Below are 21,316 nucleotides of genomic sequence, written 5' to 3'. Positions count from 1 at the left end.
ACTTAGCTAAGTGTGATCGCACAACATATTTATATTGACCTAGCCAAAGGCGATCACCAAAAAAAATATATAATATATTGTGCTACACAGGTAGGTTACACACCCACATGAGCTTTATATTAATCAATGGTGACAAAATCTCTTAAGGAAGCAAAGAAGAGACTTAATTTTTATGATTTTATTTGGCAACTCATCGTTTTACTCGTAAAATCGAAGACAAAGTAAAACTCAGTAGAATAGATTCCCTAAATTGATGAGTCAGTTAATAAGTCAGGGTGCGAGAGCTATCACTAATTCTCAAATGGTAGATCGGATAAATGATATCGCTTGGCAGGCGCACCAAGGTAGCGTTGCTGCGATTATTCAACTATTAAACGAAAAGCTAGCTAATTCTGGCGTCAGAACCAGAGCTATTTTTGCGGATGGTGTTCTACAACTTCTGTGTGAGGCGGCTAAAGAAGAAGAGCTAGAGCAATCTACTCTAGTAGCACAAATTCAGCAAATTTTGGCTTCTATCACACCCCGTAATATTCGGCGAGTCAATATCAACAGTCGTATCGTTCGGGAGCAGCAATTGCTTTGGTTAACGGAAATTTATCGCGATTGCGAAAACCAATTGCTTTGGTCGCAAGAAATTACACTAGCTCAACCACATATTTTCCAGCAATTAATTACAGATTTTAAAGAAGCCCAAAAAGAAGTAAAAACTAATTTACCCAAGACCCAATTTTCTCGTTCTTCAGTACTTATTAAAAAATCACCCAAAAAAAGGATACTAGCCACAGTTGGTGTATGCTCGCTGTTATTGCTAGGTTGGGTTGTCTATGCCCAGTTAGGTCATAAATTAACTAACCTAATGCAATCAAAAAACTTGAATTTGTTGACGACAAACACGAAGGAGAGTTCACCCCGTGTTGCGGTAAATAGCCTTTCTACCCCTGTTGAAGACGCATTTGGAGAAGCTGTGCGAATTGCTAACCTAGCCTCAGATGGAGGCAAAGTAGCTAAAACTTCAACTCAGTGGTTAGAATTAGCTGCTCAGTGGCAACGAGCTTCAGATTTAATGAGTATGGTACCACTCGATCATAGTCGTTATGAAGAAGCTAAAATTCGCACTCAACTATACAAAGAATATAGTGACATAGCTAAAGCAGAAGCGGAGAAAAAGAAAATTTAGTGTTTGGGGTTGGCTAGATTTTTAGTAAAACAAAATTACATGTAGAAATTAAGGAGTCATTACTGAAATAAGGTGAGTTAAGTAGTGTGCAAGTTAAACATGTTGCTTGGTTGGGTTGAGCAAAACTAAACCCAACCTACAAAACATCGTAATTTTACTGGATTTTATAAAAATTAAATACAGCCATTGTCATATTCTGGTTTATCTGAAAATAAATTGACCCCATTTTTTGCTAACTCCCCTCCAGCATAACCAGCAGCTAAAACTATGCCATAAAAAGCGACTCCAGGAACAGCTAGGGGTAGAGCTGCTGCTGCAACTCCTCCTGCTATCGCACCTCCTAAAATTCCCCCTGTATTTTCCATCAAATTATGTAATTGTCCACATCTTTTTCTACCTGCTTTACACCAATGTGCAAAGTGTTCGCAATTATTTCCAAATAAATTATAATCAGGTTCACCTAGCTTACTTATAGCTCTTTTGAGGACTACATCATCAGAAAAACAAGCATTTTTTTTATATTGAGCAAAGTTATCAAATGATAATCCTCTAATCTGTCCTCTTTTAAATTTTCCTTCAAAGTGAATCACCACATTTTGGTAAATTCTATTTTTATATGGAATTTCTCCGCAATATATTCCATGATGTTCATGAGTCCCACAATAATATAAAATATGGTCGCCTGGAACAATGTTCACTGGATTCATATAAAAACATTCCAAGTATATTCTTAATACTTAGATTGCCCATTTGTTCCAGGAATATAAAATAAATTTTAAAGTTTAAAACAAGAAATTAAGTTTTCATTTAAAGTTTCCATGTAACCTACATTTGTTTAATTTCCAATCTTCTCTTAAAATAGTTTCTTTAGATAACAAATATTATTTCAAAAACTCCTATCGAATTAGATTGTGTAGAGACGCAAAATTTTACGCCTCTACAAAGATCAAAAACCTATTTTAAAAACTCATTTCTAACATGCGTTGAATTGGTCGTAGTGCCGCAATCCGTATTTCTTCTGACATGGTAATTTCAGGAGTGCGATTCTTCATTGCTAAATAGAGTTTTTCTAAAGTATTTAACCGCATAAATGGACACTCGTTACAATTGCAGTTATTCAACGGTGGGGCGGGAATAAAGCGTTTATTAGGAGCCAGTTTTTGCATTTGGTGGATGATACCTGGCTCTGTAGCCACAATAAATTCATTTGTAGGACTATTTTGACAATATTTAAGTAAAGCTGCTGTAGAGCCGATAAAACTGGCGTGGCGCAATACACTACTTTCACATTCTGGGTGAGCGATCGCCTCTGCCTCTGGATGAGCAATTTTTAATTGGACAATTTTCTTTTCGGAAAAGGTTTCATGGACGATACAGCTACCTTGCCACAGTAGTAAATCGCGTCCAGTCTGCTCCATGACATACCTGCCCAAATTTCTGTCTGGAGCAAAAATAATCGGTTGTGACTGGGGTATTTGCTGCACAATCTTGACGGCGTTGGAACTCGTGCAGATAATATCGCTCATGGCTTTAATTTCCGCAGAACAGTTGATGTAAGAAACCACCAAATGATTTGGATGTGCTGCTTTAAATGCGGCAAACTCTTGTGGTGGACAACTATCTGCTAACGAACAACCAGCATCTAAATCTGGTAAAAGCACCAATTTATCAGGATTGAGTATCTTTGCCGTCTCTGCCATGAAGTGAACACCAGCAAAGACAATGACATCTGCATTGGTTTTCTCTGCGGCTTTGGCTAATTGTAATGAATCCCCAATAAAGTCAGCGATATCTTGAATATCTGGGTCTTGATAGTAATGCGCCAGGATCACCGCGTTGAGTTCTTTTTTGAGAGTCTCTATGGCAGCAAATAAATCTAGCGGTAGTCCACCCGGTTGGGTTTTGTTTCGTTGAGGTAGTGCAGTGGTAAACACAGTTAAGGGGTGCTTTAAGTTGCAAGTTTTTGTCCTGTGGATTCAATTATAGTAGTTTTTACCAAAAATAGTAGATGGTGGATGTCCCTACAGTTGTGTCCAAATCCGGCGGAGTTTCATATGCTGGAGATAGACGGCAAGGAAAGTGGCATGACCAGTCAGAAAACTCAATCAAAAACCCTAAAAATTGCTGTAGTTGGAGATGTTCACGATCAATGGGAATTAGAAGATGGCATGGCACTCAAGCATCTGGGTGTTGACTTAGTGCTGTTTGTGGGTGATTTTGGCAATGAGTCGGTGGAAGTAGTCAAAGCGATCGCCTCCCTCGACATTCCCAAAGCAGCAGTAATGGGAAACCACGATGCCTGGTACACTGCTACGGAATGGGGTCGGAGGAAATGTCCCTACGATCGCTCTCAGGAAGATTGGGTACAGCAACAACTCGATTTATTGGGCCCTGCCCATGTTGGTTACGGTAAGCTAGATTTTCCCGCGTGGAATTTAACGGTGGTGGGGGGTCGTCCTTTTACGTGGGGTGGCCCAGAGTGGAAATTTGCGGACATCGTGCAAGAACGTTATGGTGTCACGAGTCTGGAAGAATCGGCTGATCGCATCGTTCAAGCGGTAAAAAGTGCGGCTCATGAGACGATTATTTTTCTCGGTCATAATGGGCCCAGTGGATTAGGCGATCGCCCAGAAGATCCCTGCGGTAAAGACTGGCATCCCATCGGCGGTGACTTTGGTGATCCAGACTTAGGTGAGGCCATTTCTCAGAGCCTCACGGCTGGTAAAACTATTCCTCTAGTGACATTCGGTCACATGCACCGCACCCTCAGACATACCAAAAAAATGCAGCGTAAAGCTGTCTTTAGAAGTCCCGAAGGAACAATTTACTTGAACGCGGCAACTGTACCCAGGATTTTGGAAAATCAGGGCGATAAGCTGCGTAATTTTTCGATTGTTTCCCTAGAAGCGGGTGAGGTTTCCCAAGTCTCTCTAGTGTGGGTAGGACATGATTTCCAGGTGACTTCAGAGGAAATTTTGTACGAGCGTTCGCTTAGTGTGTCGTAGATAGTTGCCTTCAATAGTGCAATCTGCGTAGATGATGAGATATAGTATTATCTGTCAGCTTGTTAATGGTCGGCAAAAGCGCTATGATAGCTTACTGTCGTCGGTTCATTAAGAGCTAGACAGTTTTATTGGAGAGGTGGCAGAGTGGTCGATTGCGTCCGACTTGAAATCGGATGAGGCTAAAACCTCCGGGAGTTCGAATCTCCCCCTCTCCGTTGAAAAAATATTGTGTTTTGTTTGGTTAATTAATATCCTCAGCAATCAATAATTTCTTTTTGAATTAATTGAAAGCCTGTGAGTGCGATCGCTATTGCTTCTACAGCAGAATTTCGCTGCCGAATAGTGAGTGTAAATATTTATATGACGAGTATTTATTCTTGCACTTGTTCAAATTTAAATCCACTTTCTTTGGGGCCGCCACCACCTCTAACTACTCTCACAAGCACAGGTTCTTGTTGGCGATCGCCTTGCTCATCAAATTGTAGTGGATATCCAGAAGTTTCACTCTGTGCAAGACTCAGAGATTTGAGGTTTTCTAAAACACTTTGACGAGTTGGATTGCTAGACATAGATATAGCCTGAATAAAAGCTCGAGTCGCATCATAAGTTGTAGCTGTACGCCAACTAATCTGCCCTCCCCATCTCTGGCTAGCTTGATCTGCAAATTTTTGGGAATTTTCTTCCCCTGCAAACCAGGGTACAGCTAAAACTAAACCTTCACCAGCTTCACCGGCTTGTCTTAAAGTCTCTGTATTATATAAAGCATCTGCGCCCAGTACAGGTAATTTTTTACTGCCTTGATTTTCTAATTGTTTTTGAGCGCGCATAATTTCCATTGCCACAGAAATTGATTCTGGTTCTGGGAACAAAATCATGGCGTCGGCTTGATACCGATACGAACTACGTAAGACTTCAGCATCAGCATCTAACGGATGATGGCTCATATTTATCGTTCTGACAACTTTACCACCATTTTTTTGGAATTTTTTTTCAAACTCTTGATATAAGCTCTGACTATATTCATTTTCAGGATTATGGAAAATTACAACTTTTTCATAGCCTTTATTTAGAGAATGTTCTGCTAATTTTCCACCAATTTTTGTGTTAGAAGTTACTGTTCTAAAAAAGACCGGACTATTCAGGAAGGTACTTGTGCTGGATGGAGAAACCATAGCTATGTTAGCCTTTTCATACACAGGTATTGCCGCTTGACTATTTGTACTGGTGTAGTGTCCAATAACTCCTAAAATCTCTAGGTTTGTCGTTACATCTTGAGCAATTTTTTCAGATTGAATAGAATTATTATTATCATCAGCCATGATTATATTTAATAACCTATTATTAACTCCACCTGAAATGTTAAACTCATCTTGTGCTTGGGCAACCCCTCGCAAAAATTCAGCAGCAATATCTCTCCTAGTAGACACAGGTAAAGCTACTACTAAACTCAGGGGATTACCATTTTGATATGCTTTAGCATTATTATAAAATATATGTAATTCTGGATCTGTAGGAAAAGCTTGTATAGCTCTTTGGAAAGAATTAACAGCTTCAGTATAATTTTGAGTTTTAAAAGCATCAAAACCCCGATCACGACTGATATTCTCATTACCTCCAAAGAGGGTACGCTCTCCTTGATTAAATAGTGTTGCTTCTATTTGCTCAGTAACGAATAAAGGCGTAATCAGTCTCCGATATTGCCACACGACTAATGGCATTAGTAGTAATGGTATAGCCAGAATTAAGATAAATAGCTGGTGTCTTTGTGTTGCCAATTTTTGGCTAGCATAAAGAAATTGGTAATCTAGAGCAGTCAATTCATTAGCTTTTGCCCATGCTTGAGCTTGTCTTAATTTCTGTCCACTTAAAAGTTTAGAATTATCCTGACAAGAAGAACTTTTCCATGCTATGAGTTCCTGCCGATAAGGTCGTAAATCTGTTAATGTTTTATTAATCCATTCTTTGTTAAAAACTTCTTTATAAATAGGGTTGTATATCTTTAATTTACCTTGTTTTTCAACTACTAATCCTGAAAGGCGTAATTCCATTTGTTCAGGACTATCATCAGCAATAATTTCTCCATGTTGCAAAATTTGATGATAAAGTCCTACTAACTTAACTGTAAATTTTTCATTCCGCACAATGCGATCACTGATTGTTCTCAAATGCTCTGGATCATCTTGATCTTGCCAATTTTCGATAATCCGCGACTTTACTAATTCTTCTACGCCAGATACCTCCATTTCATCGGCAATGATGTTACACAGCTTTTGGGTAAGAAATGGTTGTCCACCTGTCCAAGTTAAAATTTCCTTCAGTACGTTTTCGGGATCGCTAACTTTTCCCTCCAAACCTTTAGCTAATAGCTTGGATTTAATAAATTGAAATCCATTTAATTCAATTGCCCTACCGATATTAAATGGTGTACGTCTTTTTTCTCTCATTAAATACGATGGTGTCGCCACTCCCAATAAACAAAATGTCAGGCGGTTATAGTTTGGATTATCAGCACGCTGGTTATAGCAAAATCTGATTAAGGCAAAAAAGTCATCAGGAGAAAAATTTTTTAAACTAAGAACGCTATCTATTTCATCGATAAAAATCACAATTTTTCCAGAAATCTTCGTGAGCAATACTTCTTCAATAAATTTGCTCAAGCGTCCCACTGGGGATAAAAGATTGCGTCGATGCCACCAACTAGTTAAATCAAAATGTTCCGATAAATTTAAATTTTTGACTAGACTATCTATCACCCCTGCATACCATTGTCCTGGTGTTATATCTGTCCCAATTTCGTTGAGGTCTATAGCTGCACAAGTAATTTTATCTGCCTGCAATCGTTCCATAATTCTCACCCGCAGGCTAGATTTGCCCATCTGTCGGGAATTGAGAACGTAACAAAACACACCTTCTTTTAAACCGTAATACAAGTCATCATCTGCCTGTCGTGTGACATAAGTAGGGGCATCAGCAGGTAAGCTGCCTCCCACGTGGTATTCATAGTTTGGCAAAGAAGCTGGATTCATAAAATTACCACAACCCCAAGCGATCGCTAAAATATAAGTGATATAAATCACACAAAGACTGTACAGAATTGCCTGTATATTTTACTAGTCTCATACTCCGCAGTTTGTATGCTTTGTCTGGATCTATTCTGACGGGGACATTGGCACTAACTACCTGCTGCATCGCTGCTAGTAGTTCTGGATTGTCCTGTAATGTTGACCAATAACGCAGTAAATGATCGCTATATAAACCTTCTTCTGTAGGAGCAATGTGTAAAAATTTCTCTAACGTTAATTCGCGTTGCGCTATTTTATACAATGCTTTTTTTACCAACCAAGGATGTCCGCCCACCATTGCCATAAGTTGAGTAATTTGCTCTTCATGCCAATAAAGTTTGAGGTGTTGTGCAAATTTCTGGATTTGCTCCTGGTTTAATTCTGGTATTTCTACGGGTTTACCGACATTAAATGGTGACCTATTTCTATCTATAGGAATGTAATCTTCTTGAGCATAGGCAATTACCAAGCGTAGCTTTTGCCAAAGAGGCTGAGTCCTCCCCTTCTCATACCAAGCTCGCAGCAAGGGCAAAAAATCACAGGCGATCGCCGGATATGAAAAAATCACATCAGTATTATCCAAGCCTAAAACTAAGGGACTAGGAATTACTGCCAACAGTCTTTCCAAATAGTTGGTACAGTTACTATTGGCACTTAACGTACCGCCCCAATGTTGAGCTAAGTTGTTTGGTAAATTTAACCCCTTAGCTATGCTGCTACAGAACCACTGCAAGAACCTTTCTAGACTATTGAATACTTCTTGTTCTGGCTCCTGAAAGTCCACTCTGACAGCTTGATAGCCTTGCTGAGTTGCATAATTGAGAATTTGGATCATTAAGTAAGTTTTGCCCCATTGCAAAGGAGCCTTAACTCGAATTAATGAGCCTGGACGCTCAATTTCTCGATAGCAACCAGCATAAAAAGCTGAATCGAAAAATAATAATTCTTGTTTGGAGACTAATTCTGAATGTAGTAAATCTGCCAAATCCCACCAATTTTTCTGTACTGTTTGTAGGGGTACAGCAAGTCCTCCCTGGGTATTGTCGTAAGCAGCAATAATCCCCACTACAGCTTGAGCTTCGGTATCAAACACAGGGGAACCACTGTAGCCACCAATAATTTGTTGTGAGTCTGCCATGACTCGTAACCGTAACATACATAAATTATTAAAATCGGCATGGGGGTTAGCATCGGTAATACTACCCTCAATAGTTCCACCGCAGGGGAAGTCTAGCCTGCCATAACCAATGGAGCGAAATTGTTTCCCCGGTTCAAAAGTCAATAACAAAGGTGCAGCTTCGCCTTGATATCCAGGTAATTGCAATACAGCAAAGTCGTCATGGGAGCTACTTCCCAAATAAACTAACTCAACTTTTTGCCCATTAACTCTGACATTTTCCCAACCATCGGCATCTTCAACTACATGGGCGCAGGTAAGTAAATGTCCTGTGGATGAGATAAAAAAGCCTGTGCCTCGGATAATATCTTCAGGCGTGGCGATCGCAACGGTACAAGCTTTAACTAAATCCCAACTCATGTAAGTTTTTTTATTTACGGTTTATTTTCTTCTGGTGCTAGTTTCCAAGTGATTTTCACCTTCAATGATGCTTGTGCAGAGGATTCCACCACATACACCGAGCCTTTGGCAGTAAAATTTAAACCAAATTCCACTTCACCACTCACAGGCTGTGATTCTTGCTGCAAGGTGCGGAATGCCCTGGTAATTGGACGACAGCCGTTCACAATCAAATCCTGAACTGCATCAAAGCTGGCTTCTACTTTTTCTATGGGTAAATCACTAGGAGCCGATACACGACCCACTGATACATCTGGTATCTCAACTGCTACCAAAATTGTGCTGCCATCTGCTGTATCTAATTCTAAAAGTTTACGGGCCATGATTTAATGAGCTTGTGAATAAATATCAACAACGTAGTAAATTTAACTACTTTTTACAATAAATTGATATAAATTTTTTGGTAAAAAATGTTCTGGGTAGAAAATTTACCTAAGGACAATATCTAGAAAAATTATACTAATAAATCAATTTTCCCGCAGAATTAGCTTATAACTACACCTTGCTACCCCATGAGTTCCCTATCTTCTCGATTTGACAAAATTCTAGTTGTGGATGATTCTCCTGATAATGTGTTTTTGATCAAAACGATTTTGGAGGAGGAAGGCTACACGATTAGTACCGCAGAGAATGGTGTCTCGGCCTTGACACAACTGGAAACATCGCCTTGCGACTTGGTATTACTGGATCTAATGATGCCAGGTATGGATGGATACGAAGTTACTAGGCGCATTCGTGAAGATATGAAGTTGCAAGCATATATTCCCATCCTGCTGATTACTGCCCACGATGCGCCCAATGTAGCGCAAGGATTAGACTTGGGTGCTGATGATTTTATCCGCAAACCTGTGACTGTAGACGAATTACTCGCAAGGGTGCGATCGCTCTTACGTTTAAAGCGCAGTATAGATGAACGTGATGAAATTGCCCGCCAGCGTGAAGATTTTGTCTCCCGCCTCACTCACGACTTACGCACGCCTTTAGTAGCAGCCGATCGCATGTTAATGCTATTTCAGCAGGGTGCTTTGGGAAATTTATCACCACAAATGGCAGAAGTTATCACCATCATGGCGCGGAGTAATCTCAACCTGCTGTCTATGGTGAATACCTTATTGGAAGTTTATCGCTTTGAAGCCGGACGCAAAACCCTGGCATTTCAACCTGTTGATCTCAGTCAGTTGCTAGAAGAATTAGTTGGCGAACTGACACCTCTAGCACAAGACAAAAAACTATCTCTGAAACTGGAGTTGTCTGAGGATGCTACCAATACTATAGTGATGGGCGATCGCTTAGAACTACATCGTTTATTCACTAATTTAATCGGTAATGCCATCAAATTTACAGAATCTGGTTCAGTGGCTATTCGTCTTACTAGTGTACTTTGGAGTAGCAAAATTAGTGCCTCTGAGTTTACTGCCTCTGCTAGTATCAAGGACTACGTTACCATTGAAATAGCAGACACAGGCACAGGTATTTCCCCTGAAGAACAAGCCAATTTGTTTGAAAGATTTCGTCAGGGAAGCCATAAAAGCTCTGGTAGCGGCTTAGGATTATATCTTTCTCGTCGCATAGTCGATGCACATCACGGTAGTATTCTGGTAAGTTCTGAGTTAAATAAAGGTAGTGTATTCATGGTTAATCTACCCATTAAACAGTGAAAAGTCACAATGATAAGTTATGAGTTATAAACATACAAAGTTACATAATTCGTAATTTATCATGTATTTAATATAAATGCTTGAGCATCGATATAAGATAAATATCTTGTTATAGTAAAACTAACAATTTAAAAGTCCAAAAAAGAAAATATGATTACTAAGAAATTATCAAACTTAACGGCAATTATCGACAAACAACGTGATTTTTTTCAGACTGGTCAAACGAAAAATGTAGATTTCCGTCTTACACAACTTAAAACTCTTAAGCAAGCAATTCTGGAAAATAAACCAGCAATAGTTCAAGCACTGCAAGCAGATTTATCTAAACCAGAATTTGAAACTTATATTTCTGAAATCAGTGTTACCAAGGAAATTGACGCTGCTATTAAAAATCTTAAAAATTGGTCTAAGCCACAAAAAGCAGCAGTTTCATGGGACTTCTTTTCCTACTCAGCCAGAGTGCATCCAGAACCTTTAGGAGTTGTTTTAATTATTGGGCCTTGGAACTATCCTTTTCAACTAATTATCTCACCCTTAATAGGTGCGATCGCTGCTGGAAACTGTACAATTATCAAACCTTCAGAAATTGCCCCTCATACTTCTAGTTTGTTAGCTGAGATAATTGGCAAATATTTTGACCCAGCATATATTGCCGTAGTAGAAGGAGGGGCGGAAATCAGCCAACAACTACTAGCAGAAAAATTTGACCATATATTTTTTACTGGTGGTACAGCCGTTGGTAAAATTGTGATGGCAGCAGCAGCCAAACATCTCACACCAGTGACCTTGGAATTAGGTGGTAAAAGTCCTTGTATTGTCGATACTGAGATTAATTTAGAATATACAGCTAGACGTATTACTTGGGGAAAATTTCTCAACGCCGGACAAACTTGTATTGCACCTGACTATCTTTTAGTTAATCAAAAAATTAAACCAGATTTAATCAAGTCCATAAAAAAATGCCTCACAGAATTTTATGGAAATAATCCCGCTAACAGTCCAGATTACTCTAGGATTATTAGCCAAAATCATTTTGAGAGATTAAATAAATTGCTCAAAGATGGTGAAATCATTACTGGTGGAGAAACAGACCAATCAACACGTTATATTGCCCCTACAGTAATTGATCATGTCTCCTTGACAGATCCCATCATGCAGGAGGAAATTTTTGGCCCCATCTTGCCTGTAATTGAATACACTGATATTACAGAAGCGATCGCCTTAATTAACTCTAGGCCAAAACCCTTGGCGTTATACTTATTCACGCAGAATAAAAACCTGCAAAAGCAAGTCTTACAGGAAACTTCATCTGGTGGAGTTTGTATTAACGACACAATTATGCAAGTGGGAGTTTCATCTTTACCATTTGGTGGTGTAGGCGAAAGCGGTATAGGCAGTTATCACGGTAAGGCAAGTTTTGACACCTTTTCCCATCGCAAAAGTGTATTAAAAAATTCCTTCTGGCTGGATTTAAAATGGCGATACGCTCCCTACAAAGACAAATTATCCACAATCAAGCGGATGATGGGTATTTAAGCCAAACTGCTACTATAACGCTCTTCCGCCCAAGGTTCACCCCGCCGATGGTAGCCATTACGCTCCCAAAACCCAAGTTCTTCTTCACCTAAAAATTCCAAACCATTAATCCATTTGGCACTTTTCCAGGCGTAGAGGTGGGGTACAACCAGCCGCATTGGGCCACCGTGTTCTGCGGGTAACGGTTCATCAAATAATTGCCAGGCAAAGAAATTTTCTGCGCGCACAAAGTCTGCCATAGCAATATTGGTAGTGTAACCGCCATAGCAGTGTTCCATCACATGCACTGCTTGGGGATCTACCTCAATTAAATTCATGAAATCGGTTACCTTGATGCCAGTCCACTTCACATCCAGTTTTGACCAGCGCGTTACACAATGAAAGTCGGCTGTAAACTCGGATTGAGGCAGTTTCATCAAATCTGACCACGTAAATACCGCAGGTTTTACCAAACCCGAAACCCGAAACTCCCAGTCTTCTGTACTAACTTGGGGTGTTGCACCGTAGGTTAACACGGGAAAACCCTTAGCCAAATGTTGACCTGGGGGAACGCGTTTTTGCTCTTCTTCGTTTGGTTTATGAAAAAATTTTCCTGGCATATTCTCAAAAAAATAAGTCTTGTGATTGGCAAGTCGCTGATTCATGGGTGACGGGTAATGGGTAATGGGCAGCCCCAATTACTCATTACCAATTTTCTTTTAACCCAATTAGCTTTTGCAGACTACTTATTATTGATAATGCAATCAGAAAAGCAACGAAAAAGCGCTCATACACTATTAAAAAATTTGAACGGTAGCTTTTACCGCTCAAATCTTCGGTGCTGTCCCTGCTTTTACTCAATAGGGAATTATTATTCTTCGTCCTCTTCTTCAGTGGTTGGATAGACAAAGGTAGAACGTCCAGTCAAAATTGACTTGCCCAGAGACAGGGCTTTTTGAGCTTCCACAACAGCTTTGTGTCTCCAAGTAGCTCGACGTTTATCTCGTTTGGATTTGGATGTTTTCTTCTTAGGAACAGCCATAATAGCGGATATCGCAATTCTTGACAACCTTTTTATTCTAAGCGATCAAATTGACATTTATTTAGGGATTAGAGACTAGGGGCTAGGGACTAGATACTAGAAACTTTTTTCCTCCTTTTCCCGCAGCCCCGCATCTCCCTCTACTTCTGCGCCTCATCAGCAGGGGAATTAGTCACATTTGCGGGACTAGCAGTTGGAGGAACAATAGTGGCTGCTTGGCCTACATTGGGTCTGTCCGGCTGGTTGTCAAAGAATAAGAGCGATCGCGCTGTTTTGAAGTATGTTGCCCAACGTTGGGCATCGGGGCGTGTGCGCCATTGCTGGCGACTGACATCTAAAGCCAATATGGGCGCGATCGCTCCATAACTTTGTACGGTGACGATAATTGAAACATCTGTTACTAAAATATCTTGGTCTAAGCTACGTTGAGCTGCTGCTCTGGCAACCGCTTCTGCCCTCCGCAGTATGGTTTCATAAGCTTCATCTTCCATACGGTCAATACTCAGGTCAACTCTGGCGGTATAAGCGCGCACTACCTGGGGTGTGATCGCTTCTGTCAACATCCACACTGAAACTGGTGAAAAAAGTAAAACCATTAACGGAAATATCCGGATTTTTTTGGCAATTTGGCCAATAAATAGAGAGGGGATGATCGATGATGGTTGGTGAGCAACACTCCTGTGCATAACCTGAAAACTCCTAATTAATCAATTGATAATTTGAATTTGTGTAAGCAATATTTGCTAGAGAAGATGTAACTAATTTAACTTAGAAAACGGTAATTTGATAATAATCTCCTAGACCATAAGACATAGGTTAGCTTTGTTTTTTCAGCAAAGCCAACCGCAATTTTAGGCAAACAAACGACCACCTACAAACAGCGGGATGGCAAATTACTGGGCGATCGCCATAGGCATCAATCAATATCAGTTATTTCAACCGTTACGTTGCGCTCAAGCAGATGCCGAGGCGCTAAATGATTTTTTAGTTCAAGAAGGAAGTTTTGTCAGGCAACGCTGCTTGTTAATGACAGAGACTTCGCCACCAATTGGAGACAGATCCACCTATCCCACCAAGGAAAATATTCTGCTGTTGCTTGAGGATTTGGCAGCCGCCTGTTGGCAACCACAAGACCATCTGTGGTTATTCTTTTGCGGTTATGGGATTAATTACAAGGGTCAAGATTACTTAATGCCAGTGGCAGGAAATCCAGAATTAGTAGAGGAAACTGGCATCGAAGTGCGATCGCTGATGCAAAGTCTGCAAATGACTGGACTGAATACATTGCTACTGCTGGATATCCACCGTGCTTTTGGCACTCAAACCGATACTCTTGTGGGCCAAGAAACCATAGAACTGGCTGAAGAACTACAACTGGCTACAATTCTTTCTTGTCAACCAGAGCAATTCTCCCATGAAAGTAGCGAACTAGGCCACGGTTTTTTTACAGCAGCAATTTTAGAGGCTTTGCGTTCCGGTAATGCCAGCAATTTGGCTGATCTAGAAAGCTATCTGAGTGTTCTCACTCCAGAATTATGTCAACACTACTGGCGTCCTACACAAAACCCTGTAACCGTAATTCCCTTTAATCAGCTAGCAATCTTGCCGCAATTGGAGATGCAAAAAAATAGTAAAGTTATCCCCAGCACCATAGAACCTAGCGCCGCAGAATCAGTGATTTTTCCTGAAGAATCCTTCGCTGTTGCATTAGCCACACCTTCTTTGGGAGCAAAACCCACCGTAAATTCTCCCCAACCGCCAAAAACGAATATTTGGCAAGCAGCCCCAGTAGTCGAAACAACCCTTGGGAAAATATCTCAGCCGGTGAGTTGGAGAAACTTGATTCCAGAGTTCAATAAATTAGAAACACCACAATTTTCTGGTGTAGCAACTGATTTGAGCAAAGGACAATATGGCAACCAGCCAGTCCAATTGGTCACATCATCTCCAGAAATGGCTACAGGCGGTCGGTTCATCCCCAATACACCTAAACCTAATATTTCTCGTTTGCCACAAAATAAGTCAGCTACTCCAATTTGGCAACAGTTTTTATTTTGGGGTGGCGGCACTATGTTGATAGTGGCTTTAATTTTTGTCGTTATTCTTCGCAATCAGGCACAATTTTTATCAGTCAAACATACACCACCAGCATCACCCTCTGCACCCACTGCTGTGATCCCTGAGTCTGAGACACCCCCCGTAACGCCTCCTCCGAACAACCAATCTAGCGCCCAAATAGCCTCTATTTCTGAGTCTAAAAAGCGAAATCAAGCAGTATTAGACCTAGCAAAAATGTCTCTGAGGCAAACTCAAGCTAGTGATCTCAGCTTGGCCATCGCTACTGCACGCAAAATTCAACCAGGTGAACCGCTTTACGAACAAGCCCAAGAAAATATTAAAATTTGGACTCGTATGATTCTTGATTTAGCAGAGGGTCGTGCCCAGCAAAAACAATATACTAATGCCATTGCAGCCGCTAAATTAATTGCCAAAGATCAGTCACTTTATCCCCAAGCACAAACAGCAATTAATCAATGGCAGTTAGAAGCTAAACAATTTGTAGGTAACAAAACTGTTTTAGATGCGGCCAAGTCCTTAATTAGGCCAGGACAGGCATCAACATATAATCGTGCCATTGAAGTTGCCAAAAGAGTCCCAGCAGCACAGCCAGGCTTTGATCTCGCGGAAAAATCTATTAATGACTGGAGTGAGAAAATTTTAGAGTTGGCTAAAAATCGAGCTAATCAGGGCAATCTCAAAGCGGCTATTGAAACGGCTACTTTAGTTCCAGAGGTGACAGCAATTTACGAAGATGCTCAAGAAGCCATCCAAAAATGGCGGGCAAGAATAGATAAAAAATAAAAAAGCTAGGAGTTAATTGCTAACTCCTAACTCTCTTCACTGAAGACTCAACACTGGTATTTAGCAGTACTGAGAAATATCCTCGCCACATTCGTCAGCAAGATAACACAGTGCGCGGAAGCGTAAACCAACCACTTCTTCATATAAGGGATTGAGTTTACACATGGGGGGGATGTGAAACAGGGTTTTGCCGAATAATTTAACATCACGCTCAAAGGGACATTGAGCAGGAATCAGTTTGCACAAACGATGAGCTAATTGGCGATTGTTAACCGGAATACTTTCTATTCGCTGCCTTAGGGGCCGGAGAATATCACCGTAAGACTTAGAAGCCGAATGGTTGGGCTGGGTTACAGGAGCCTTACTCGTCTGTGTTGGGTTAATCGATACCCAGCTTGTGAGAAAAATATTTTTTTTGGTATCATCAAATACCTTCATGGTTATTCCTCTGTATTAATGAGGTTATTCACCTTTCTGATGAATATATACAATGTGGCAATGACCTGTCCCGGAGAAATCTTTTCCTGACTGAGTTACAATAGGATGTTACAGTAGCTACTTAAGTCAGAATCCAATTTATTACTACGTCAAGTTAATCGCAGTTTATGCGGGATCGGTAGTGTAAAAATGTAATCTTCTTCGTAACTTGACACAGATTAAATTTTAATAAAGACATCTGTCATTGGACAGGTTTTATTGTAACATTTACAAAATTTAATATAAGCAAATCTGAAAATTATTTTTGCTAAGTATAAATATCAGCAATACAAATAGTGGATTGAGAGGCTGAACATTGTAGGGATCAAGCAGCCTGTGGTCATATATGGCCCTTGGCAATGCCTCAGAAAAAACAGTGTTTGTCTGGGAATTGGCAATTTACGGAGTGCTGGGGCTAACTTAATTATAGTCCTCGTAGTCCTCTAGGCTAGTTAATTGCGTTGACCTTTGGCAGTGTCATTTTGTCAGCCTTTTTTCTCAATGACATGCTGGCGCCGATTTTTACACTGTGGCTACCATGAGTGGCAATGGGGGAATTTATCTGGATTCAACAAAAAAAGCCTGCGTAGGCAGGCTTCGTCTATATAGCCGTATCCTTCAGGGTGACGGCAATGTTTGATTGATTATGATGCTACTTGAGCTGTAGTGCGAGTCCGCCGTCTTCTACCATCAGCAACCTTTACAGGTGGTTCATCAGGAATTTGCATCAACAAAGTCACCGTTGGTTGACATTGCAGTTCTCGACGGATGGAACGTTGCAATTCTCGTTCTAATGTGCCTTGCAACCCACCCCAGTCTACTTCTGTTTTTTCGCCTTCAGAGGGTTGGGCAAATTCTGACCAACGCACACTGAGCATTTCTTCGATACGTTGTTGTACCCACTTTTGGACAAGCGATCGCTCTACACTGGTAACTACGCCACGCATATGTATTTCTGGTTTGGCCATAAGTTTGCCGTTCCAATCAATGGCCGCGGCAATGGTAACCAGTCCTTCTTCTGACATACGTTGCCGTTCTTGCAAGACTTTGGCACTTACCATACCAGAACTTGTCGTATCCACAAGTTCGATACCGGACGGTACTTTACCAGCAACACGAATCGCTTCTTGAGTCAGTTCTATGACATCACCATTCTGGATGAGTACCATGTTTTCGGCAGGGATACCCATACTCTGTGCCGTTTGTGAGTGCTTGACTAGCATCCGGTGTTCACCGTGAACAGGTACGAAGAACTTGGGACGAGTTAAGGCAATCATCAGTTTTTGTTCTTCCTGACAGCCGTGTCCTGAGACGTGAATACCTTTGTCTCGACCATAGACTACATTGGCGCCCTGAATCATCAATTTATCGATGGTATTGACTACAGCAATGGTGTTGCCAGGAATCGGGTTGGCGGAGAATACTACTGTATCTCCTTGACGGATTTTAATGTGGGGATGTTCTTTGTTGGCAATGCGGGTCATGGCTGCCATTAGTTCACCCTGGGAACCAGTAGTCAAAATTAATACGCTTTCGTCTGGTAAGTTACGGGCTGCGTTCAAGGGTTGGAAAATTTTATCTTCACACTTGATGTAACCTAAGTTACGAGCATGAGCAATCAAGTTCAGCATGGAACGACCCACAACCGATACGACACGGTTATGCTTCTGTGCTAACTGCAAAATCATGTTGATGCGATGCACACTTGAAGCGAAGGTGGTGACAAATAATCTGCCGGTGGCTTGACCAAATACCCTGTCAAGGTTGGGATAAACTGAACGTTCCGAAGGAGTGAATCCTGGTACTTCTGAGTTGGTGGAATCGCTCAATAAGCACAGTACACCTTGTTCACCGTGTTCTGCTAGCCTTTGTAAGTCAAAGTTTTCGCCATCAACTGGTGTATGGTCAATTTTAAAATCACCTGTGTGGATGACTATTCCTAAAGGCGTATGGATAGCCAGAGTAAAGCTATCAGCCATAGAGTGGGTGTTACGGATGTATTCTACAAAGAAGTGTTGTCCAATCCGCACAACATCACGGGGTGCGACCGTTCTTAACTCGGTGCGATCGCGTACTCCTGCTTCTTCCAATTTACCTTCTAGCAAGGCCATTGCTAGTCTGGGCCCATAAATCACAGGGATATCAAATTGCTTGAGGTGAAAAGCAATACCGCCAATATGGTCTTCATGACCGTGGGTCACGACCATGCCTTTAATTTTGTGACGATTTTCCCTGAGATAAGTGGTATCTGGTAGGACAATATTCACTCCCAGCATTCCTTTTGTGGGGAAAGCCAAACCCGCATCTAATAAGATGATTTCGTCTTCATACTCGAAAACACAAGTGTTTTTACCAATTTCATGCAAACCGCCCAAAGGAATAATTTTGAGGGCAGAATTAATTTCGTTATTTACCATTTTCTCCTGAGATTGTTGTTGGTTTTTCGGTGTTAATAAATTCAAATTTAGCGATCTTGTATGAAAAAAATACTAGCTTTCTATCTAAAAGCAGCTAAATTTTATTTGAGATGTTCAGTTGTTTGTTCAATAAAATGGACTCGAAATTAAAGGATTCAACATATATCTATGACAGTCTTAGCACAGGCATTTAAAGTGTAGATTATTTAAAATTATGCTCATTTATTGATATAGCATTTCTCACTTTGGTGCAGTATAGTTTCACAGGCTAGAGTGGTTTACTCCATCGATATAAAAAGTGTTGTCTGCGTTTTTGGCAACTATTTCAGTTAGCAAGCATTCCACAAGCTGCTATCTAGATTAAGTCTAGTTTTTCCAAAACTGCTTTTAATTTGTCACTCACATCTGAATCAGCTTCGCCTAGCGGTAGACGAGATGAACCCACCTCCCAACCTTGAAGTTTCAGCGCTTTTTTAACTGGAATGGGATTTGTAGTTAAAAATAAAGCTTTAAACAACGGAAACAGTTGCAAATGAATCTCGCTAGCCAGTGCAACTTTCCCTGCACTAAAAGCTTGGATCATCTGCTGTAGTTGGTTTCCTACCAGATGAGAAGCTACACTAACTACACCCTTGGCCCCAATGGCTAACAAGGGTAGGGTTAAAGAATCATCTCCAGAGTAAATCTGAAATTCTTGTGGTGTCAACCGCCGGATTTCACTTGCTTGGTCTAAATTTCCACTAGCTTCTTTGATGCCAACAATATTGCTAATTTCCGCTAACCGGGCAACTGTTTCTGGACTGAGGTTTTGACCAGTACGTCCAGGGACATTGTATAACAGTAATGGTAGGTCGGGACAAGCTTGGGCGATTGCTTGAAAGTGCTGGTAGAGACCTGTTTGTGGCGGTTTGTTGTAATAAGGTACAACTTGTAAGGAACCATGTACTCCTATTTTAGCTGCTTTTTCGGTGGCCGCGATCGCTTCTTTGGTGGAATTAGAACCACATCCTGCTATCACCTTAGCCTTGCCTGCCACAGCTTGCAATACTTCCACAAATAGCTGATATTCTTCCTCCCAACTAAGAGTGGGGGATTCTCCTGTCGTTCCACATACTACCAACGTATCTGTACCGTTGTTAGCTAGATTTGCTGCTAGTTCGGCCGCTACATCATAGTTGACACTACCGTCTGTTTTGAACGGTGTAATCATAGCGGTTAAAACTCTGCCAAATTCTCCCACCCTGTTTTCACTCCTGATTACCCTTTTGGTTTTTTGTATCTTGGTGGTTTTCTATTTTAATAACCTATTCATCAATTTGTTTCAAGCGTATTTTGCACATTATATTTGATGTTTCTGTATCTTAATTAGCGCCTACTGCTAGAAATCTTATTTCTTATTTCTTTAGCTAGAAGCATATACCTTCGCTGGTTGTAGGAGATTTTTTTCTACTAATAATTCAGCAATTTGGACTGCATTCAAGGCTGCGCCTTTACGAATTTGGTCACCACAAAGCCACAATTCCAAACCGCATGGATGAGAAATATCCTGGCGAATCCTCCCTACCAATACTTCATCCCGCCCAGTGGCTTCCATTGGCATGGGAAAATAATTGTTTTCCCAATCTTCTAATAATTTTACTCCAGGAGCGCGGCTTAAAATTTCTCTAGCCGTATCTGGATTAAATGGTTGGGAAAATTCTAGATTAATTGCTTCTGAATGAGCGCGTAGTACGGGAACCCGTATACAAGTAGCAGTAATTCTAATTTCTTGATTATCAAAAATTTTCCGAGTCTCGTTGACCATTTTCATTTCTTCCTCACAATATCCCGCATCATTTAAGGGGGAGTTATGGGGGAATAAATTAAATGCCAATGGGTAAGGCAATACTTCAGCTACTGGCTGCTGTCCTTGTAAAATCGCACTAGCTTGGGTTTTGACTTCTGCCATTGCTTTGGCGCCTGCACCACTAGCTGACTGATAAGTTGAGGCGACAATACGTTTTATGGGACTGATTTGATGCAAAGGCCAGATTGCCACTGTCATCAAAATTGTCGTGCAGTTGGGGTTAGCAATAATACCTTGGTGATCAGCCGCTGCTAAGGGATTCACTTCTGGCACTACTAAAGGCACTTGGGGGTTCATCCGAAAAGCACTGGAGTTATCTATAACTACTGCACCCTTGTTTACAGCTACGGGGGCCCAGGTTTTGGATATAGAACCACCTGCACTAGCTAGCACCAAATCGATATTTTCTAAGGCGCGATCGCTTACGGCTTCTACTGGTAAATTTTCCCCTTGAAACGGCAGCGATCGTCCGACACTTTGCGGCGATGCCAACAACTTCAAATCGGCAACCGGAAAATTCCGACTTTCTAGTAATTCCAGCAACTCCGTGCCTACAGCACCAGTTGCTCCCAAAATAGCTACACGATAGGATTTTGACAAACTAGCTCCCTCCTTCGAGAGGTTATGTTATGTGCGATGTTTTAAAACAATTCAGAATATATGCTGAGTTAATTTAAAG

17 protein-coding genes and 1 tRNA gene are annotated in these 21,316 nt (G+C 40.9%); 6 read left to right on the top strand and 12 right to left on the bottom strand.

Annotation, left to right across the window (positions count from 1 at the left end; all coding sequences use genetic code 11):
- Positions 1-253 precede the first annotated feature (253 nt).
- Positions 254-1,177, top strand: coding sequence for a hypothetical protein (locus ACM0OS_RS12625; RefSeq protein ID WP_414543535.1), 924 nt, complete (start codon positions 254-256; stop codon positions 1,175-1,177).
- Positions 1,178-1,350: 173 nt separating this feature from the next.
- Here ACM0OS_RS12625 and ACM0OS_RS12620 read toward each other — a convergent pair whose 3' ends face one another.
- Together ACM0OS_RS12620 and nadA are read right to left on the bottom strand one after the other, a co-directional pair.
- Positions 1,351-1,884 (bottom strand): lecithin retinol acyltransferase family protein, encoded by a 534-nt coding sequence (locus tag ACM0OS_RS12620; RefSeq protein WP_414543534.1) that lies wholly within the window; start codon positions 1,882-1,884, stop codon positions 1,351-1,353.
- A 252-nt stretch (positions 1,885-2,136) separates the two neighbouring features.
- A complete protein-coding gene (nadA, locus tag ACM0OS_RS12615; RefSeq protein ID WP_414543533.1) occupies positions 2,137-3,111 on the bottom strand; it encodes a quinolinate synthase NadA in 975 nt (324 codons plus the stop codon).
- A 150-nt stretch (positions 3,112-3,261) separates the two neighbouring features.
- Here nadA and ACM0OS_RS12610 point away from each other — a divergent pair, with 150 nt between their 5' ends.
- Together ACM0OS_RS12610 and ACM0OS_RS12605 are read left to right on the top strand one after the other, a co-directional pair.
- Positions 3,262-4,182: a TIGR04168 family protein gene (locus ACM0OS_RS12610; RefSeq protein WP_414543536.1), complete on the top strand. Its 921-nt coding sequence runs from the start codon at positions 3,262-3,264 to the stop codon at positions 4,180-4,182.
- 130 nt (positions 4,183-4,312) lie between these two features.
- Positions 4,313-4,397 (top strand) — tRNA-Ser (locus tag ACM0OS_RS12605).
- A 156-nt stretch (positions 4,398-4,553) separates the two neighbouring features.
- Here the strand turns inward: ACM0OS_RS12605 and ACM0OS_RS12600 are convergent.
- From ACM0OS_RS12600 to ACM0OS_RS12590, 3 genes are read right to left on the bottom strand one after another with little or no spacing between them, the layout of a single operon-like run.
- The gene (locus ACM0OS_RS12600) at positions 4,554-7,259 is read right to left on the bottom strand and encodes an AAA-like domain-containing protein (RefSeq protein ID WP_414543532.1); all 2,706 of its coding nucleotides are present in this window, start codon (positions 7,257-7,259) and stop codon (positions 4,554-4,556) included.
- Entirely contained in the window at positions 7,213-8,781 is a 1,569-nt protein-coding gene (locus tag ACM0OS_RS12595) for an AAA-like domain-containing protein (RefSeq protein WP_414543531.1), read from the bottom strand. The genes ACM0OS_RS12600 and ACM0OS_RS12595 overlap by 47 nt, the downstream gene beginning before the upstream one ends.
- Positions 8,782-8,795: 14 nt before the next feature.
- Positions 8,796-9,143 carry a CU044_2847 family protein gene (locus ACM0OS_RS12590; protein ID WP_414543530.1) on the bottom strand — a complete coding sequence of 116 codons (348 nt, stop codon included), beginning with the start codon at positions 9,141-9,143 and terminating at the stop codon, positions 8,796-8,798.
- A gap of 189 nt (positions 9,144-9,332) precedes the next feature.
- Between ACM0OS_RS12590 and ACM0OS_RS12585 the strand changes: the two genes are divergently transcribed.
- Both ACM0OS_RS12585 and ACM0OS_RS12580 read left to right on the top strand, forming a co-directional pair.
- Positions 9,333-10,478 carry a hybrid sensor histidine kinase/response regulator gene (locus ACM0OS_RS12585; protein WP_414543529.1) on the top strand — a complete coding sequence of 382 codons (1,146 nt, stop codon included), beginning with the start codon at positions 9,333-9,335 and terminating at the stop codon, positions 10,476-10,478.
- Positions 10,479-10,628: 150 nt separating this feature from the next.
- A complete protein-coding gene (locus tag ACM0OS_RS12580) occupies positions 10,629-12,014 on the top strand; it encodes an aldehyde dehydrogenase family protein (protein WP_414543528.1) in 1,386 nt (461 codons plus the stop codon).
- Here the strand turns inward: ACM0OS_RS12580 and ACM0OS_RS12575 are convergent.
- The 3 genes from ACM0OS_RS12575 to ACM0OS_RS12565 all read right to left on the bottom strand — a co-directional run bounded on the left by ACM0OS_RS12575 (position 12,011) and on the right by ACM0OS_RS12565 (position 13,721).
- Positions 12,011-12,613, bottom strand: coding sequence for a sulfite oxidase-like oxidoreductase (locus ACM0OS_RS12575; protein WP_414543527.1), 603 nt, complete (start codon positions 12,611-12,613; stop codon positions 12,011-12,013). The genes ACM0OS_RS12580 and ACM0OS_RS12575 overlap by 4 nt on opposite strands.
- Positions 12,614-12,864: 251 nt before the next feature.
- Positions 12,865-13,035 carry a 50S ribosomal protein L32 gene (gene rpmF, locus ACM0OS_RS12570; protein ID WP_414543526.1) on the bottom strand — a complete coding sequence of 57 codons (171 nt, stop codon included), beginning with the start codon at positions 13,033-13,035 and terminating at the stop codon, positions 12,865-12,867.
- A gap of 140 nt (positions 13,036-13,175) precedes the next feature.
- Positions 13,176-13,721: a hypothetical protein gene (locus ACM0OS_RS12565; RefSeq protein ID WP_414543525.1), complete on the bottom strand. Its 546-nt coding sequence runs from the start codon at positions 13,719-13,721 to the stop codon at positions 13,176-13,178.
- 199 nt (positions 13,722-13,920) lie between these two features.
- On the opposite strand from ACM0OS_RS12565, the gene ACM0OS_RS12560 reads away from it, so the two are divergent.
- Positions 13,921-15,897: a caspase family protein gene (locus tag ACM0OS_RS12560; protein ID WP_414543524.1), complete on the top strand. Its 1,977-nt coding sequence runs from the start codon at positions 13,921-13,923 to the stop codon at positions 15,895-15,897.
- Positions 15,898-15,957: 60 nt separating this feature from the next.
- Here ACM0OS_RS12560 and ACM0OS_RS12555 read toward each other — a convergent pair whose 3' ends face one another.
- The 4 genes from ACM0OS_RS12555 to ACM0OS_RS12540 all read right to left on the bottom strand — a co-directional run bounded on the left by ACM0OS_RS12555 (position 15,958) and on the right by ACM0OS_RS12540 (position 21,237).
- The gene (locus ACM0OS_RS12555; RefSeq protein ID WP_414543523.1) at positions 15,958-16,335 is read right to left on the bottom strand and encodes a Mo-dependent nitrogenase C-terminal domain-containing protein; all 378 of its coding nucleotides are present in this window, start codon (positions 16,333-16,335) and stop codon (positions 15,958-15,960) included.
- Positions 16,336-17,018: 683 nt separating this feature from the next.
- Complete coding sequence (locus tag ACM0OS_RS12550; protein WP_414543522.1) at positions 17,019-18,791, bottom strand: ribonuclease J; 1,773 nt, start codon at positions 18,789-18,791, stop codon at positions 17,019-17,021.
- Positions 18,792-19,146: 355 nt separating this feature from the next.
- On the bottom strand, positions 19,147-20,031 hold the full coding sequence (gene dapA / locus ACM0OS_RS12545) for a 4-hydroxy-tetrahydrodipicolinate synthase (protein WP_414543521.1): 885 nt from the start codon (positions 20,029-20,031) through the stop codon (positions 19,147-19,149).
- A gap of 162 nt (positions 20,032-20,193) precedes the next feature.
- Entirely contained in the window at positions 20,194-21,237 is a 1,044-nt protein-coding gene (locus ACM0OS_RS12540; protein WP_414543520.1) for an aspartate-semialdehyde dehydrogenase, read from the bottom strand.
- Positions 21,238-21,316: the final 79 nt, after the last annotated feature.

Origin of the sequence: Nostoc sp. CCY0012 (genome assembly GCF_963920855.1) — a bacterium.
Classification (GTDB): domain Bacteria; phylum Cyanobacteriota; class Cyanobacteriia; order Cyanobacteriales; family Nostocaceae; genus Cyanocohniella.
This window is presented reverse-complemented; position numbering and strand designations above follow the sequence as displayed.